The sequence below is a fragment of the Microbacterium sp. NPDC056052 genome (assembly GCF_042266785.1).
Taxonomy (GTDB): Bacteria; Actinomycetota; Actinomycetes; order Actinomycetales; family Microbacteriaceae; genus Microbacterium.
Genome location: NZ_JBHJWV010000001.1, coordinates 440,597 through 455,618, shown reverse-complemented (window position 1 = coordinate 455,618; position 15,022 = coordinate 440,597). Strand labels below are relative to the sequence as shown.

The window sequence follows — 15,022 nt, the reverse complement described above, 5'->3', positions numbered from 1 at the left end:
GTGGCCCTGTCTAGCGTGGGGACATGGACATCATCCTCGTTCCCGGCCTGTGGCTTGACGCCCGCTCGTGGGCACCCGTGCTGGAGCCCCTGCGCGCCGCCGGCCATGCCCCGCGTCCGCTGACCCTGCCCGGCGTCGGGGTCCCCTCCTCCGGTTCCGCCGGGCTTCGCCTGGACGACTGGATCGAGGCGGTCGTGGCCGCGATCGACGATGCCGGGGGCGAGGTCGTGCTCGTCGGCCACTCCGGCGGCGGCAATGTCGTCTGGGGCGCGGTGGACGCGCGCCCCGATCGCGTGCGCCGTGCGGTGTTCGTCGACACGGTGCCCCCGCCCAACGGCACCGGGATCAGCGAGTTCCCGGTGGTCGACGGGGTCATCCCGTTCCCCGGCTGGGACTTCTTCGACGCCGCCGACGTGGAGGACCTCGACGCATCGACTCGGGCGGCGGCCGCCCGCACCGCGCGGAGCGTTCCCGCGCAGGTGCCGACGGATCCGATCGCCCTGACGGATCCGCGTCGCTACGACGTGGCCGCGACCCTGCTCATGGGCTCGCTCACGCAGCCCGAGCTGGAGGGATACCTCGAGCAGTGGGGCTCCTACGGCGACGAGTACCGCAGCATCCGCGACGCCGAGGTCGTGCGGATCGGATCCGGTCACTGGCCGCTGTACTCGGCCCCGGAACGGCTCGCGGAGCTGCTGGTCGCCGCCGTGCGCTGATGGGCGCCGTGTACGCACCGGGTCGCGCATACACGGCGGCGCACTCGGCGCATGCCGCGGGTCCGAAGCGGCTCAGTGCCCCATGCCGAGACCGCCGTCGACCGGGATCACGGCGCCCGAGATGTACGCGGCGTCGTCGGAGGCGATCCACGTGACCACGCCGGCGACCTCGTCCGCGGAGGCGAAGCGTCCCGCCGGGATGCTCGCCTTGTACTGCTTCTGGGTGTCCTCGGGCAGCTCGGCGGTCATGTCGGTCTCGATGAAGCCGGGCGCGACGACGTTCGCGGTGATCCCGCGGGCGCCGAGCTCGCGGGTGAGCGATCGGGCGAAGCCGACGAGGGCGCTCTTGGACGCGGCGTAGTTGATCTGCCCGGCGGAGCCGTAGAGGCCGACCACGCTGGAGATGAGGATCACGCGGCCGAACCGCGCCTTGAGCATCCCCTTCGACGCGCGCTTGACGACGCGGAAGGAGCCGCCCAGGTTCGTCGACACCACGCTGTCGAAGTCGTCCTCGCTCATCCGCAGCAGCAGCGTGTCCTTCGTGATGCCGGCGTTCGCGACGACGATCTCCACGGGACCGAGCTTCTGCTCGACCTCCGTGAACGCGGCGTCCACCGCGGCCGCGTCCGTGACGTCGGCGCGCACGGTCAGCGTGCCCTCGGGGCCTTCGCCGCTGCGCGCGGTGACGGCGACGCGGTAGCCGTCACGCACGAAGCGCTCGGCGATCGCGCGACCGATGCCGCGGTTTCCGCCGGTGACGAGGACGACGCGATCAGTGCTCATGCAGGGCTCCCAAGAAATCGAGGTGTACGGCTCGCAAGCCTATCGAGCGGATGTGGCGGCAGGAATTGACAGGGCCCCGAGAGCACGGAATCTTTGTGTTGACCCAGGAGGAACAGTCATGAGCAACGACAACGACGGCATCCCGCCCCAGGGGCAGCAGCCCCCCGCATACCCTGGCGCCCCGGTGCCCCCGCAGCAGCCCGCTTACCCGTCCGCCGCACCCGCGCCGCAGGCTCCGGTTCCGCCGGCTCCCGCCTACCCCGGTGCGGCCCCGCAGCAGCCTGGCTACCCCGCTCCGGCCGCGCAGCAGCCCACGGCACCGCAGCAGCCTGGCTACCCCGCCCCAGCCGCGCAGCAGCCTACCTATCCTGGCGCCGCTCCCGCGGCCCCCGGATATCCGACCGGGGCGTACGCGCAGCCCTACGGCCAGCCGTACGCCGCACCGCTGAAGTCGAACGGTCTCGCGATCGCCTCGATGATCTGCGGCATCGCGAGCGTGATGCTCTGCTGGGTGTACCTCATCCTGCCGCTGGCCCTCGGCCTCGCGGCGGTCATCATGGGGCACATCTCGCTCAAGAAGATCAAGAACGATGCGGCGCTCGGCGGCAAGCCGCTTGCGATCACCGGCCTCATCACCGGCTACATCGGAATCGCCCTCGCCGTCATCATCGGCGCCTTCCTGATCATCGCGATCATCGTCGCCGTCGCGTCGAGCAACGGCTACGGCTACTGAGCGCCGGCGAGGTCGCGGCGGCGTAGGCTGGAGTCATCGTGAGAAGGACTCCAGACGCCGCCGTGACCTCCCTGCCGCGCGCACCGCGCGACGAGGCGAGGGACCGTGTGCGCCATTACGTCATCACGATGTCGATCCGCATGGTCTGCTTCGTCCTGATGTTCGCGGTCCAGCCGATGGGCTGGTGGACCTGGGTGTTCGGCATCGCCGCCGCGGTGCTGCCGTACATCGCGGTCGTCTTTGCGAACGCCGGAGACGACTCGGTCCCCACGGGCGTCGAGTCGCCCCGCGTCCAGATCGAAGCGGGCGATGACGCGCCTCCGCCCGCGCCGAGCGCTCCCCCGGTGATCACGATCTCCGAGACGGCCGCGCATCCCGCCGAGCCGCGCTCGTGACCGCTCGAGAACCGGTTCTGAAGTGCTCGCGGGCCGGCTGCCGGTCTGCGGCGACGCACCGCATCGTGTGGCGCAACCCGCGCATCCACGGTCCTGAGCGGGAGAAGATCTGGCTCGCGTGCGACGAGCACCTGCGCTTCCTGTACGACTACCTGCGCACCCGGGAGTTCCCGGCCCGCATCGACGACGCCGTGGGCGAAGGCGAGGGCGAACCCGAATGATGCGTCAGCGCCTGCTCCGCTGGAGCGCCTACCTCGCCGTCGCAATCGTGTTCGCGGTCGTGTGCGCCTATCTCTCCAACTGGCAGTTCTCCCGCAACGACGGCCGCCAGACCCAGCTCGAGCTGGTGCAGCAGAACTACGACGCGAAGCCTGTTCCGCTCGGTCAGCTGCTCTCCCCGGGTGAGGCGCTCCCGGAGAAGTCGCAGTGGCACCCCGTCGAGCTGCGCGGGCAATACGAACCGTCCGGGCAGCTCCTCGTGCGCAACCGCCCCCACGGCGGAACCAGCGCGTTCGAGGTGCTCGTGCCGTTCCGCACGGACGACGGGCGCGTGTTCATCGTCAATCGGGGCTGGGTCATCGCCGGAGACGGATCCGATGTGCCCACCTCGATCCCGGCGCCTCCCACGGGCGAGGCCACGGTCGTCGCGCGTCTCCGTCCGGCCGAGCCTCTGCCGCCGTCCGGCCGGGGTGCCCCCGAGGGCCAGGTGCCCAGCATCAACCTCGCGCTGGTCGCGGACAAGATCGGCGATGGCACCGCGGTCGACACCGGAGCCTATGGCGAGCTGGTCAGCGAATCCCCCGCCCCCGCCACGCGCCCGCACGCGTTCGAGGCCCCCTCCGATGATCCGGGACCGTTCCTGTCCTACGCGATCCAGTGGATCCTGTTCGCGATCATGGGCTTCATCTTCATCGGCTACGTGATCCGCACCGAGATCATCAAGCACCGCGACGAGGCCGCCGGACGCGCGCCGCGTGAGTCCCGTCGCCGTCGCGACCGCGACATGACGGACGAGGACGCCCTGCTCGACGCCGTCCAACCCTGACCCCGCCGCCCCCACGCTTACCGCGAGACTCCATCTGGGCGACGAGACTGCGGTTCTGGAGTGCAGTCTCGTCGCCCAGATGGAGTCTCGCGGATCCGGCGGGTGGGTCAGGCCAGTTCGATGAGGTCCTGGTACTCCTGCGACCAGATGTCCTCGACGCCGTCGGGCAGGATCAGCACGCGCTCCGGGTTGAGCGATTGCACCGCGCCGGGGTCGTGCGAGACGAGGACGACTGCCCCCTCATAGTGCGCGAGCGCGCCGAGGATCTCCTCGCGCGACGCCGGGTCGAGGTTGTTCGTGGGCTCGTCGAGGAGCAGCATGTTCGCCGCAGAGACCACGAGGGTCGCGAGCGAGAGACGCGTCTTCTCGCCGCCGGAGAGCACTCCGGCCGGCTTGTGCACGTCCTCCCCCGTGAACAGGAAGGATCCGAGGACCTTGCGCGCCTCGGTCTCGTTGAGATCGGGGGCGGACGACATCATGTTCTCCAGCACCGAGCGCTTCACGTCCAGGTTCTCGTGCTCCTGCGCGTAATACCCGACCTTCAGCCCATGACCCGGCTCGAGCTGTCCCGTGTCGGGCTGGTCGACGCCCGCGAGGATCCGCAGCAGCGTCGTCTTGCCGGCACCGTTCAGCCCCAGCACCACGACCTTGGAACCGCGGTCGATCGCGAGGTCGACGTCGGTGAAGATCTCCAGCGAACCGTAGGACTTCGAGAGCCCTGACGCCATGAGCGGCGTCTTGCCGCACGGCGCGGGCTTCGGGAAGCGCAGCTTGGCGACCCGGTCGACCTGGCGCACCTCATCGAGCCCCGAGAGCAGCTTCTCCGCGCGGGCCACCATCTGGTGCGCGGCGGCAGCCTTGCTGGCCTTCGCGCCGAATCGGGCGGCCTGCTGCTGCAGGGACGTCGCCTTCTTCTCGGCGTTCGCGCGCTCCTTCTTGCGACGCTCCTCGTCCGCGACGCGCTGACGAAGGTAGTTCTTCCAGTTCATGTTGTAGATGTCGATCATCTGACGGTTCGCGTCCAGGTAGAACACCCGGTTCACGGTCTCGCCGACGAGCTCGACATCGTGGCTGATCACGATCAGCCCGCCCTTGTACCCCTTGAGGAACTCGCGCAGCCAGACGACGCTGTCCGCGTCGAGATGGTTGGTGGGCTCGTCGAGGATCATCGTCTCCGCGTCGGAGAAGAGGATGCGCGCGAGCTCGATGCGACGGCGCTGACCGCCAGAGAGCGTCTTGAGCGGCTGCTCCAGGATGCGGTCGGGCAGTGACAGGTTGTGCGCGATCGACGCCGCCTCCGCCTCCGCGGCGTACCCGCCCATCGCCTCGAAGCGCTCGGTGAGGTTGCCGAACTGGCGCATGGCCTTCTCCGCGACCGCCGGATCCTCGGAGCCCATGAGCTCCGACGCCTCGCGGATCCGCAGAGTGAGGGATCCGAGTCCGCGCGCGTCCAGGATCCGGGTGCGGGCCAGCATCTCCGGGTCGCCGGAGCGCGGATCCTGCGGCAGATAGCCCAGCTCCCCGCTGCGGTCGACCTTGCCGTCGGCGGCGATCAGGTCTCCGGCCAGCACCTTCGTCAGCGTGGTCTTGCCGGCGCCGTTGCGGCCGACGAGGCCGATCTTGTCGCCGTCGGCGACGCGGAAGGACACGTTCTCCATGAGGAGGCGCGCTCCCACGCGGATCTCGAGGTCGTGCACGGCGAGCACAGCGGACGTCCGTTCTTCAGAAGGGGGTGGGCGGCCGGATGGCCAGCCTCCCAGTATAGGACGCGCTGCTGGACCGGATCTGCGCGTCGGGGCGGACGAGGGCGTCCGCCCCGACCGCCTCAGCCCAGCCCGCGCGCTGCGAGGGCCTCCCCCACGGCGTCGGCATGGCGCAGTGTGCGCACCAGCAGAGGCACCGCCATGCGCGGCCCCACGCGCACGCCGCGTGCCGCCTGCGCCTCGCGCACAGCGCTCACGAAGCCGCCGACGACCGGGACCATCGTGATCGTCAGCGACAGGATCAGCGCGACGGCCTCCGGATCCACGCCGAGCGGCCGGAGCGGTCGCAGCAGCCGGTCGATCGCCTCCATGAGAGCGCTCGTCGACGTCGAGCGGGTGACCAGCTCAGCGAGCAACAAGAGCACCACGACCCGGCCCGTGTTCACGATCGCCGCCGGCACGCTCACGAAGATCACCAGCGCGGCTCCGAGCAGGAGGATGAGCCAGCGCAGCCGCCACCAGGCCCGCCCGAGCGCAGGCACGTCGAACCCGGCGACCAGGAACAGCGCGCTCACCGCCACGACCGCCCCTGAGATCGACAGGACAGCGCCGGACGTCGGCGGGACGAAGGAGAGCCCGAACGCGATCACGGCCAGCAGTGCGAGCTTCACTCCGGCGGGTGTCCGGTGCAGGAACCCGGATCCGGGACGGTAGAGCGAGATCATCCGCGGATCCTCACACGCAGGTCTGCAGGTACGCCGCGATCACGTCGTCCGGCGCGCCCTGGGCGAGGACGCGCCCCTCCTCCACGAGCACGGCCTCGTCGCAGCGGCGGGCGAGCTCGAGGTCGTGCGTCACCAGCACGAGAGGCACCTCGAGCTCGTCGAGCAGCACATCGCCGATGCGCCTGCTGTTGCGCAGATCGAGGCGTGTGGTCGGCTCATCGGCCACCACGAGTCGCGGCCGTCCGATCAGCACGGAGGCCAGGGCGAGCAGCTGCTTCTGGCCTCCGGAGAGGTCCGAGGCGGGTGCGTCCCGGAATGCGCCGAGGCCGCACAGCGCCAGGGCCTCGTCCACGCGCGCCGCGCGCTCGCCCGCGGGAAGACCGCGCAGCGATAGCGCCAGATCCTCGGCGGGCGTCGGCATCAGGATCTGCGCCTCCGGATCCGCGAACACGAACCCGACCCTGCGCCGCACCTCGCGCACATCGCGGGCCGGATCGAGGCCGTCCACGCTCACCGTGCCGGTCGTCGCCACGTGCAACCCGTTCAGCAGCCTGACCAGGCTCGACTTCCCGGATCCGTTCGCGCCGATCACCGCCGTCCGGCGCGCCGTCAGCCGCACCGACACGTCCTCGAGGACCGTCCGGCCGTCGAGGCGCAGCGAGACGGCACGCAGCTCGATGTCAGGCGACACGCACGGCCGTCCGCCGGAACGCCCGCGGATAGGCGCGCTGCAGCGCGACGCACAGCACCGTGGCGACGGTCGCCTTGAGAAGGTCCCCGGGGAGGAAGGCGAGACTCGACAGAGCCGTCGCGCCGAGGGGCACTCCCGTGATCAGCGCCTGTACGGGGACTCCGAACAGGTACACGACCCCGATGCCGCCGAGCACCGCGGCGAGGCCGGCGCGCCACCAGGTGACGCGGCGAGACCCCGCGATCAGGCCGATCACGACGACACCCGCGACCCATCCCAGGAGGTAGCCCGCGCTCGGACCGGCGAAGACGCCCAGCCCGCCGCGCCCACCCGCCAGCACAGGGAGTCCCACCGCGGCGAGAGCGAGCACGACCAGCACGGACAGGGGCGCGAGACGCGGACCGAGGATGAGGCCCGCCAGCATCACCCCGAGGGTCTGCGCCGTGATCGGCACTCCCCCGGGCAGAGGGACGATCACGAGCCCCAGGGCGATGATGAGCGCCGCGAAGACCGCGATGCGAGCGGCGTCTGCGCCCCACGGGCGAGAGGTCGAGGTCATGGGATCCCCTTCGGGTCTGCGTGGAGCGTCAGCGCCGGCGCCGGCGCTCGCTTCCTGAACAGTGTTCACCTGAACGGCGTTCAGTATACTCATGCCCATGACCCCTGCGCGCACCGGACGTCACGACCGCGAACACATCATCGGCATCGCGCTCGAGCTGCTCGACCGCTACGGCCTGCCGGACCTCACCATGCGGCGCCTGGCGACGGAGCTGGAGGTGCAGCCCAGCGCCCTGTACTGGCACTTCGACAGCAAGCAGGACCTGCTGGCCGCCGTGTCGGACCGCATCCTCGCGCGCATCCCCGATGCGGAGCCCGGGATCGACCTCCTCGGCGCGGCGCATGCGGTGCGGGACGCCCTGCTCTCGTACCGCGATGGCGCCGAAGTCGTCCTGAGCTCCGCGGCCCTCCGTCCCGGCCGGTCCCGCGCGGACGCCGCGCTCCGGGCGGCGTTGCCGCCGACTCTCGCCGACGCCGGTCTCGCGGCGACGGCGGTGCTGCAGTTCATCCTCGGCCACACCACGCTCGTGCAGCAGCGCATGCACGGGGAGAGCCACGGCGCAGCGAGCTCCACCGGCGAACCGGCCGACGGCGAGGACGCGGCCGTGTTCGAGGCGGGGATCGCGCTGCTCAGCCGCGGCGCGGGTCTGATGCCGACACCGCGTTGACGGCGTCCGCCTCGATCGCCCGCGGGCCGTCTCCGATCCGCAGGCCGGGGATCGCGGCGACCAGCAGCACCGCGGCCGCCAGCGCGAACACGACGGGGAAGCCCGACCCGGCGATCGGAAGGCTCACGAAGAGCAACCCGGCGACCGCGATCGTGACGGCCGAACCCGACGCGTCCGAGATCGAGAGCGCCGAAGAGTTGAAACCCTCGTCGGCCGGCGTCGAGTACGCGAGCGTGAGCACCGTGAGACGCGGGTAGAGCAGCCCCATCGCCCCGCCCGCGATCCCCCACAGCAGGACGACGACCCAGGGCAATGCGTGAGACGCCGCGACGATGGCGAGGCCGAGGAACGCGACGAGGAGCAGCACCGCGCTGATCACGACCATCCGGCGGCTCCCCAGCCGCTCGCCGTACCGGCCCTGCACAGCGGAGGCGCCCGACCACGCGAGGGCCGCAGCGGTGAGGGCGAGACCGGCGATCGTCGGGCTGAAGTCGAAGCGCTCCATGAGCATCTTCGGCACGTAGGCCTCCGCGGCGAAGAACGCCCCCGCGACGAGGCCGCGCATGAGCACGACGCTCGGCAGCCGCGGCGCCGCACGCAGCGATCCCGCGGGCAGCAACGACCTGATCGCGAAAGCGATGGTCGCGATCGCGCCGAGGGCGATCGGCCACCCGATCGCCGGTGCGGCATCGGCCGCGAAACCGACGGCGACCGCGGCGATCGCCACGACGACGGCGAGGAGGATCCTCAGGCCGATCCGGCCGCCGTCCGCTGCGGCATCCGCCTTCTCGGCGGAGCCGTCCGGGTGCGTGTTCAGGTCCACGGCACGCAGCCGCACGACGACGAGGATGAACGCGATGACCGTGAGCACGGCGACCCCGAGGAACGTCCAGCGCCAGTGCAGGTACTGCGCGACGGCGCCCGCGAGGAACGGGCCGATCATCGACGGCACCACCCAGGCGGCGGCGAAGGCGGCGAAGATCCGGCCGTGCAGCTGCGGCGGGTACACGCGGGCGACGACGACGTAGAGCGCGACGGTCTGGCCGCCCGCGCCGAGCCCCTGGATGAGCCGGCCGAGGATCACGACGTACATGTCGGTGGCGGCACCCGCGATCAGCAGCCCGGCGATGAACAGCACGACCGCGGTGTAGAGCGGCGCTCTCGGACCCGACCTGTCGCTCCACGCCCCGGCGACGACCATGCCGATCACCCCGGTCGCCAGCGTCCCGGCGAAGGCCACGGCGTACAACGACTCGCCGTGCAGGTCTGCGGCGACCAGCGGCATGACCGTCGTCACCGCCAGGGCCTCGATCGCGGCGAGGAAGATCAGCACCACGGATCCGACCGTGATGCCCAGGCGATGCCGGTCCCAGATCGTGGCGACGGGCGCCCCGATGCTCACCGCTGCACCAGCGACGCGATCCGCAGCACGGCCTGCGTCAGCACCTCCGGCGCGCAGCCGAGGTTGATGCGCACGTGCCCTTTGCCCTCCGCGCCGAACGTCGGTCCGCGATTGAGCGCCACTCTGGCCTCCCGCAGGATGCGCCCTGCGGGGTCGTCGCCCCAGCCGAGGTCGCCCAGATCGACCCAGGCGAGATACCCGGCATCGGGCACGCGGTAGCGCGCCTCCGGGATGTGCTCGGCGAGCAGACGGCCGAGGAGGCGCCTGTTCTCGTCGAGTGCCACGAGAAGCCCATCCAGCCACGCATCGCTCGCAGGATCCCAGGCAGCGACGGCCGCCATCGCCCCGAAGAGGCCCGTGCGCCACTCCACCTCCGGCGGAAGCCCGCGCACCACGGCGGCGGTCTGCTCGCTCGCGGTCACCATGATCGCGCACTTCAGCCCGGCGAGGTTGTACGCCTTGCTCGCGCTGGTGACGGTGTAGCCGATCTCTGCAGCGAGTGGCGATGCGGCGAGGAACGGCGTGTAAGGGATGCCGGGCTGCACGAGCGGCGCATGGATCTCGTCGCTCACGACCACCGCCCCGTGTGCCGCCGCGATCTCCGCGAGCCGTGCGAGCGCCGCCCTGCTGTGCACGGTGCCGGTCGGGTTGTGCGGGTTGCACAGGAGCACGGCGCGCGCCCCGTCCGCGAGTGCCCGCTCGATCCCGTCGAGATCCAGGATCCAGGATCCGTCCACATCGAGGAGCGGCACCCGCTCCACCACACCCCCGGCCTCCTCGATGCAGTCGAAGAACGGCGGATACACCGGCGGCGCCACGATCACGCGATCCCCAGGAGACAGGACGGCACGAAGGATCTCGACGACGCCCATCATCACGTCGCATGTGGACCTGATGCGCGCGGGCTGCACGCTCCAGCCGAACCGGCGCTGCGCGTAGGCGACGAACGCGTCCCGCAGCCCGGGGTCCGGCGGGGTGTACCCGGTGTCGCCGAGCTCGACCGCCTCATGCAGGCGCTCGGTGATCGCGTCCGCCAGCGGGAAGTCCGTCTCCGCCACGAACAGCGGCAGCACGTCGTCCGGATACGAGCGCCATTTGGTGCTGGTACGACGGCGGAGCTGATCGAGCGGCAGCGCCTGGAGGGCTGCGGGGCGGGCGGCGATGGTCACCGTTCGAGCCTATCGAGGCGCAGATGACGAAGGGTCTGACGCCGTCATACGGCGTCAGACCCTGAAGGTGAGGTTTCGACTCGCTCGCCTCCGGCGTGCTCGCTCAACCTTGACACGACAACGGCTCAACGCTGCTTCGCAGCATTGAGCCGTTGCGTGTCAAATCGCGAAGCCGAGGGCGCGCATCTGGTCGCGGCCGTCGTCGGTGATCCGTTCGGGACCCCACGGCGGCATCCATACCCAGTTGATGCGGAAGCGGTCGACCACATCGTCCAGCGCCTGGCCGGTCTGCTCTTCGAGCACGTCGGTCAGCGGGCACCCGGCGCTCGTGAGCGTCATGTGGATGACGAGGGCATCGTTCTCCTCGTCCCAGGAGAGGTCGTAGATGAGGCCGAGGTCGACGACGTTGATCCCGAGTTCCGGGTCCACGACGTCCTTGAGCGCCTCGGTGACCTCGTCGTACTTCTCTCCGGTCAGCGTTGCCGTCATGCCTTCAGCCTACGCTTCGATGGGAGCGGCGGGGTCGAGGAAGCGGTCGTAGCCCTCGTCCTCGAGACGGTCGGCGAGCTCCGCGCCGCCCTCTTCCACGATCTTGCCCGCGACGACCACGTGCACGTAGTCGGGGCGGATGTAGCGCAGGATGCGCGTGTAGTGCGTGATCAGCAGCACGCCGAGGTTCGTGTGCTCCTTGGCGCGGTTGACGCCCTCGGAGACGATCTTCAGCGCATCGACGTCGAGGCCGGAGTCGGTCTCGTCGAGCACGGCGATCTTCGGCTTGAGCACCTCGAGCTGCAGGATCTCGTGGCGCTTCTTCTCGCCGCCCGAGAAGCCCTCGTTGACGTTGCGCTGCGCGAACTTGGGGTCCATGCGCAGGTTCGCCATGGACTCCTTCACGTCCTTGGTCCACTGGCGGATCGAGGGTGCCTCGCCGTCCAGCGCGGTCTTCGCGGTGCGCAGGAAATTGGTGACGGTGACGCCGGGGATCTCGACCGGGTACTGCATCGCGAGGAACAGGCCCGCGCGGGCGCGCTCGTCGACGCTCATCGCGAGGACGTCCTCGCCGTCGAGGGTGATCGAACCGCCGGTGACGGTGTACTTCGGGTGACCGGCGATCGTGTAGGCGAGAGTCGACTTGCCGGACCCGTTCGGGCCCATGATCGCGTGGGTCTCGCCCGTGCGCATGGTGAGGGTGATGCCGTTGAGGATCGGCGTGGTGCCCGCCTCGGTCTCGACGGTGACGTGCAGGTCCTTGATCTCCAGGACAGTCATGGATGGTTCCTTCGTATTCGTGAAGCTTCGTGTGGGGACGCCGGGCTCAGAGGCCGCTGACGTCCTTCGTGACGGTGGGGTCGATCATGAGGTCGTCTCCGACGATCTCCGTGACGTACACCGGGACCGGCTCGTAGGCCGGGAGGTTCAGGGGCTTGCCCGAGCACAGCGAGAACGCAGAACCGTGCGCCCAGCACTCCAGCGTCGTGCCCTCGACGAACCCTTCCGACAGCGAGATGTCGCCGTGCGTGCAGGTGTCGCCGATCGCGTGGATCTCGCCCTCGGAGTCGAGCACGACGGCGATCGGCACACCGTCCAGCTCGACGCGCAGCGGCGTGTCCTCCTGCAGGTCGCTCACGGCGCAGGCCCGCTGGGCGGTCACGCGTTCACCGCCTGCAGCTCGAGCTCGATCGCGGCGAGCAGCTCCGCCTCGAGGGAGGGCACACCGAGACGCTGCACGATGTCGCTGAGGAAGCCGAGGACGACGAGGCGGCGAGCCTCCTCCTCGGAGATCCCCCGCGCCTGCAGGTAGAAGAGCTGCTCGTCGTCGAAGCGTCCGGTGGCGCTCGCGTGCCCCGCGCCGAGGATGTCGCCCGTCTCGATCTCGAGGTTCGGGATCGAGTCGGCGCGCGCGCCCTCGGTGAGCACGAGGTTGCGGTTCGCCTCGTACGAGTCGGTGCCGGTCGCGTCGGGGCCGATCAGCACGTCGCCGATCCACACGCTGTGCGCGTTCTGTCCCTGCAGGGCGCCCTTGTACAGGACGTCGCCGACGGTGTGCGGGCCCTTGTGGTGCAGGTAGACCTGGCTCTCCAGGTGCTGACCCGCATCCGCGTAGGACAGACCGTACAGACGCGCCTCGGATCCGGCTCCCGCGAGCTCGACGTTCGGGTTCACCCGCACGACGCCGCCGCCGAAGCTCACGACGAAGTGCGTGAGCGAGGCGTCGCGGTCGACACGGGCCTGGTGCGATGACGCGTGGATCGCGTCATCGGCCCAGCGCTGCACGCTGACCACGGTGAGGCGGGAGCCGTCCCGGGCGATGACCTCGACGTTCTGCGCGTACTGGGCGGCGCCGTGGTGATCGAGCACGACCGTGGCGCGGGAGTTGGGCATCGCCTCGATGAGGATCTGGCCGAACGCGCGCTTGCCCGCGTCGGTGCCGTCGATGCGGAGCACGATCGGGGCGTCGATCTCGTCGTCCTGCGGAATACGCACGTGCAGGCCGCGGCGGGCGTGCTTCCACGCCAGCGCGCTGGGCAGATCCTCCGGGCGGAAGAACTGGCCGTACGCGTCGGCCTCGTCGGGGACCAGGAAGGCCTCGACGTCGTCGAGGTCGATCGACACGGCGAAGTCATCGCCGGGCTCGTCGGTCATCAGACCGGCGAGCTGTGCGACGGGCGTGTGCTTCCAGTTGACCTCGCGGCCCGTCGGTGCGCCGAAGTCGGCCGGGTCGTAGGAGTGCGGGCGCTCCGAACGGGTCTGCACCGGAACGGTCTTCTCCGCAGCCACGAGCTGGGCCGCGGGGTCGATGTGGGCGTGCGTGTCCTGCGCCTCCGCGGGCGCGGCAGTGGGGGCCGTCATCTCAGCCGACCGATCCTTCCATGCCCATCTCGATGAGCTTGTTCAGTTCCATCGCGTACTCCATGGGCAGCTCGCGTGCGATCGGCTCGATGAAGCCGCGCACGATCATCGCCATCGCCTCGTCCTCGGGCATGCCACGGGACTGCAGGTAGAAGAGCTGCTCCTCGCTGACCTTCGAGACCGTCGCCTCGTGGCCGAGCTGCACGTCGTCGACGCGGATGTCGATCGCCGGGTAGGTGTCGCTGCGGGACTTGGTGTCCACGAGCAGCGCGTCGCAGCGCACGGTGTTGGCGGAGTGGTGCGCGTTCGCATCCACCCTGACCTCGCCGCGGTAGCCGGCGCGGCCGCCGCCGCGGGCGATCGACTTCGAGACGATCGACGACTGCGTGTAGGGCGCCATGTGGATCATCTTCGCGCCGGCGTCCTGGTGCTGCCCTGGGCCGGCGAAGGCCACGGAGAGGGTCTCGCCCTTCGCGTGCTCGCCCATCAGGTAGATCGACGGGTACTTCATCGTCACCTTGGAGCCGATGTTGCCGTCGACCCACTCCATGGTCGCGCCCTCGTGTGCGACCGCGCGCTTGGTGACGAGGTTGTAGACGTTGTTCGACCAGTTCTGGATCGTCGTGTAGCGCACGCGGGCGTTCTTCTTGACGATGATCTCGACCACGGCCGAGTGCAGGGAGTCGCTCTTGTAGATCGGGGCGGTGCAGCCCTCGATGTAGTGGACGTAGCTGTCCTCGTCGGCGATGATCAGCGTGCGCTCGAACTGGCCCATGTTCTCGGTGTTGATCCGGAAGTAGGCCTGCAGCGGGATCTCCACGTGCACGCCCTTGGGGACGTAGACGAAGGAGCCGCCCGACCACACGGCGGTGTTCAGCGCGGCGAACTTGTTGTCGCCGGCCGGGATCACCGTGCCGAAGTACTCCTCGAAGAACTCCGGGTGCTCGCGCAGCGCGGTGTCGGTGTCCATGAAGATGACGCCCTGCGCCTCCAGGTCCTCGCGGATCTGGTGGTAGACGACCTCGGACTCGTACTGCGCGGCAACGCCGGCGACGAGACGCTGACGCTCGGCCTCGGGGATGCCGAGGCGCTCGTACGTCTCGCGGATGTCCTCCGGGAGGTCCTCCCAGCTCTGCGCCTGCTTCTCGGTGGAGCGCACGAAGTACTTGATGTTGTCGAAGTCGATCTCGCTGAGGTCGGCGCCCCAGGTCGGCATCGGCTTGCGGCCGAAGAGCTGCAGGCCCTTCAGACGGGTCTTCAGCATCCATTCCGGTTCGCTCTTGAGCGCCGAGATGCCGCGCACCACGTCTTCGGAAAGACCGCGTCGTGCGGTCGCGCCGGCGGCATCCGTGTCGTGCCAGCCGAACTCGTACACCCCCAGACCATCCAGCTCCGGGCGGTCGATCAGCACATCCGACATCACACTCTCCTCTTGGGCCGTAACGGTTCATCCGCCCCGGCACACCGTGGATCCCGTCGAGTCTGCAGGGAACGGGTGCCGCTTCTGGGCCCTCATCATGGACGCAAAGCATTCGCGCCTAAACTGTGTTGTCGATGGCAGTGCCACGCGCGTCCCGCGCTTCT

The 15,022-nt window shown here is 70.0% G+C and carries 18 protein-coding genes; 6 read left to right on the top strand and 12 right to left on the bottom strand.

Annotated features, from left to right (window positions below; translation table 11 throughout):
* The first annotated feature begins 23 nt into the window (after positions 1-23).
* Positions 24-716 carry an alpha/beta fold hydrolase gene (locus ACFC1J_RS02205; protein ID WP_375902068.1) on the top strand — a complete coding sequence of 231 codons (693 nt, stop codon included), beginning with the start codon at positions 24-26 and terminating at the stop codon, positions 714-716.
* A 72-nt stretch (positions 717-788) separates the two neighbouring features.
* Here the strand turns inward: ACFC1J_RS02205 and fabG are convergent, their stop codons facing one another.
* Positions 789-1,499 (bottom strand): 3-oxoacyl-ACP reductase FabG, encoded by a 711-nt coding sequence (gene fabG / locus ACFC1J_RS02200; RefSeq protein ID WP_045273159.1) that lies wholly within the window; start codon positions 1,497-1,499, stop codon positions 789-791.
* 118 nt (positions 1,500-1,617) lie between these two features.
* On the opposite strand from fabG, the gene ACFC1J_RS02195 reads away from it, so the two are divergent.
* The 4 genes from ACFC1J_RS02195 to ACFC1J_RS02180 all read left to right on the top strand — a co-directional run bounded on the left by ACFC1J_RS02195 (position 1,618) and on the right by ACFC1J_RS02180 (position 3,672).
* Complete coding sequence (locus ACFC1J_RS02195; protein WP_375902066.1) at positions 1,618-2,232, top strand: DUF4190 domain-containing protein; 615 nt, start codon at positions 1,618-1,620, stop codon at positions 2,230-2,232.
* 62 nt (positions 2,233-2,294) lie between these two features.
* Complete coding sequence (locus tag ACFC1J_RS02190) at positions 2,295-2,627, top strand: DUF3099 domain-containing protein (RefSeq protein WP_375902065.1); 333 nt, start codon at positions 2,295-2,297, stop codon at positions 2,625-2,627.
* Complete coding sequence (locus tag ACFC1J_RS02185) at positions 2,624-2,848, top strand: hypothetical protein (RefSeq protein ID WP_375902064.1); 225 nt, start codon at positions 2,624-2,626, stop codon at positions 2,846-2,848. Before ACFC1J_RS02190 ends, ACFC1J_RS02185 begins: the two co-directional genes overlap by 4 nt.
* Positions 2,845-3,672: an SURF1 family protein gene (locus ACFC1J_RS02180; RefSeq protein WP_375902063.1), complete on the top strand. Its 828-nt coding sequence runs from the start codon at positions 2,845-2,847 to the stop codon at positions 3,670-3,672. The genes ACFC1J_RS02185 and ACFC1J_RS02180 overlap by 4 nt, the downstream gene beginning before the upstream one ends.
* 107 nt (positions 3,673-3,779) lie before the next feature.
* On the opposite strand, the gene ACFC1J_RS02175 is transcribed toward ACFC1J_RS02180, so the two are convergent.
* The 4 genes from ACFC1J_RS02175 to ACFC1J_RS02160 all read right to left on the bottom strand — a co-directional run bounded on the left by ACFC1J_RS02175 (position 3,780) and on the right by ACFC1J_RS02160 (position 7,350).
* Entirely contained in the window at positions 3,780-5,378 is a 1,599-nt protein-coding gene (locus tag ACFC1J_RS02175; protein ID WP_375902062.1) for an ABC-F family ATP-binding cassette domain-containing protein, read from the bottom strand.
* A gap of 119 nt (positions 5,379-5,497) precedes the next feature.
* On the bottom strand, positions 5,498-6,100 hold the full coding sequence (locus tag ACFC1J_RS02170) for a CbiQ family ECF transporter T component (RefSeq protein ID WP_375902061.1): 603 nt from the start codon (positions 6,098-6,100) through the stop codon (positions 5,498-5,500).
* A gap of 10 nt (positions 6,101-6,110) precedes the next feature.
* Complete coding sequence (locus ACFC1J_RS02165) at positions 6,111-6,791, bottom strand: energy-coupling factor ABC transporter ATP-binding protein (protein WP_375902059.1); 681 nt, start codon at positions 6,789-6,791, stop codon at positions 6,111-6,113.
* Positions 6,781-7,350 (bottom strand): biotin transporter BioY, encoded by a 570-nt coding sequence (locus ACFC1J_RS02160; protein ID WP_375902057.1) that lies wholly within the window; start codon positions 7,348-7,350, stop codon positions 6,781-6,783. The genes ACFC1J_RS02165 and ACFC1J_RS02160 overlap by 11 nt, the downstream gene beginning before the upstream one ends.
* A gap of 97 nt (positions 7,351-7,447) precedes the next feature.
* Here ACFC1J_RS02160 and ACFC1J_RS02155 point away from each other — a divergent pair, with 97 nt between their 5' ends.
* Positions 7,448-8,017, top strand: coding sequence for a TetR family transcriptional regulator (locus ACFC1J_RS02155; protein ID WP_375902055.1), 570 nt, complete (start codon positions 7,448-7,450; stop codon positions 8,015-8,017).
* Here the strand turns inward: ACFC1J_RS02155 and ACFC1J_RS02150 are convergent.
* The 7 genes from ACFC1J_RS02150 to sufB form a co-directional block, all read right to left on the bottom strand.
* Complete coding sequence (locus ACFC1J_RS02150; protein WP_375902054.1) at positions 7,980-9,419, bottom strand: MFS transporter; 1,440 nt, start codon at positions 9,417-9,419, stop codon at positions 7,980-7,982. The two genes, ACFC1J_RS02155 and ACFC1J_RS02150, sit on opposite strands and share 38 nt — an antisense overlap.
* Entirely contained in the window at positions 9,416-10,588 is a 1,173-nt protein-coding gene (locus ACFC1J_RS02145) for a MalY/PatB family protein (RefSeq protein ID WP_375902052.1), read from the bottom strand. The genes ACFC1J_RS02150 and ACFC1J_RS02145 overlap by 4 nt, the downstream gene beginning before the upstream one ends.
* A gap of 159 nt (positions 10,589-10,747) precedes the next feature.
* A complete protein-coding gene (locus tag ACFC1J_RS02140; protein WP_045252088.1) occupies positions 10,748-11,077 on the bottom strand; it encodes a metal-sulfur cluster assembly factor in 330 nt (109 codons plus the stop codon).
* 9 nt (positions 11,078-11,086) lie between these two features.
* Entirely contained in the window at positions 11,087-11,857 is a 771-nt protein-coding gene (gene sufC / locus ACFC1J_RS02135) for a Fe-S cluster assembly ATPase SufC (protein WP_105687813.1), read from the bottom strand.
* A 46-nt stretch (positions 11,858-11,903) separates the two neighbouring features.
* Complete coding sequence (locus ACFC1J_RS02130; protein WP_045273169.1) at positions 11,904-12,239, bottom strand: non-heme iron oxygenase ferredoxin subunit; 336 nt, start codon at positions 12,237-12,239, stop codon at positions 11,904-11,906.
* Positions 12,236-13,438, bottom strand: a complete 1,203-nt coding sequence (gene sufD / locus ACFC1J_RS02125) for a Fe-S cluster assembly protein SufD (RefSeq protein WP_375902049.1) — start codon at positions 13,436-13,438, stop codon at positions 12,236-12,238. Before sufD ends, ACFC1J_RS02130 begins: the two co-directional genes overlap by 4 nt.
* Before the next feature lies 1 nt (position 13,439).
* Positions 13,440-14,858: a Fe-S cluster assembly protein SufB gene (sufB, locus tag ACFC1J_RS02120; protein ID WP_105687815.1), complete on the bottom strand. Its 1,419-nt coding sequence runs from the start codon at positions 14,856-14,858 to the stop codon at positions 13,440-13,442.
* Positions 14,859-15,022: the final 164 nt, after the last annotated feature.

Coding starts and splice junctions, on each gene's coding strand:
- ACFC1J_RS02205 (WP_375902068.1), top strand. CDS start 24: ATGGACATCATCCTCGTTCCCGGCCTGTGGCTTGACGCCCGCTCGTGG.
- fabG (WP_045273159.1), bottom strand. CDS start 1,499: ATGAGCACTGATCGCGTCGTCCTCGTCACCGGCGGAAACCGCGGCATC.
- ACFC1J_RS02195 (WP_375902066.1), top strand. CDS start 1,618: ATGAGCAACGACAACGACGGCATCCCGCCCCAGGGGCAGCAGCCCCCC.
- ACFC1J_RS02180 (WP_375902063.1), top strand. CDS start 2,845: ATGATGCGTCAGCGCCTGCTCCGCTGGAGCGCCTACCTCGCCGTCGCA.
- ACFC1J_RS02170 (WP_375902061.1), bottom strand. CDS start 6,100: ATGATCTCGCTCTACCGTCCCGGATCCGGGTTCCTGCACCGGACACCC.
- ACFC1J_RS02160 (WP_375902057.1), bottom strand. CDS start 7,350: ATGACCTCGACCTCTCGCCCGTGGGGCGCAGACGCCGCTCGCATCGCG.
- ACFC1J_RS02155 (WP_375902055.1), top strand. CDS start 7,448: ATGACCCCTGCGCGCACCGGACGTCACGACCGCGAACACATCATCGGC.
- ACFC1J_RS02140 (WP_045252088.1), bottom strand. CDS start 11,077: ATGACGGCAACGCTGACCGGAGAGAAGTACGACGAGGTCACCGAGGCG.
- sufC (WP_105687813.1), bottom strand. CDS start 11,857: ATGACTGTCCTGGAGATCAAGGACCTGCACGTCACCGTCGAGACCGAG.
- sufD (WP_375902049.1), bottom strand. CDS start 13,438: ATGACGGCCCCCACTGCCGCGCCCGCGGAGGCGCAGGACACGCACGCC.
- sufB (WP_105687815.1), bottom strand. CDS start 14,858: ATGTCGGATGTGCTGATCGACCGCCCGGAGCTGGATGGTCTGGGGGTG.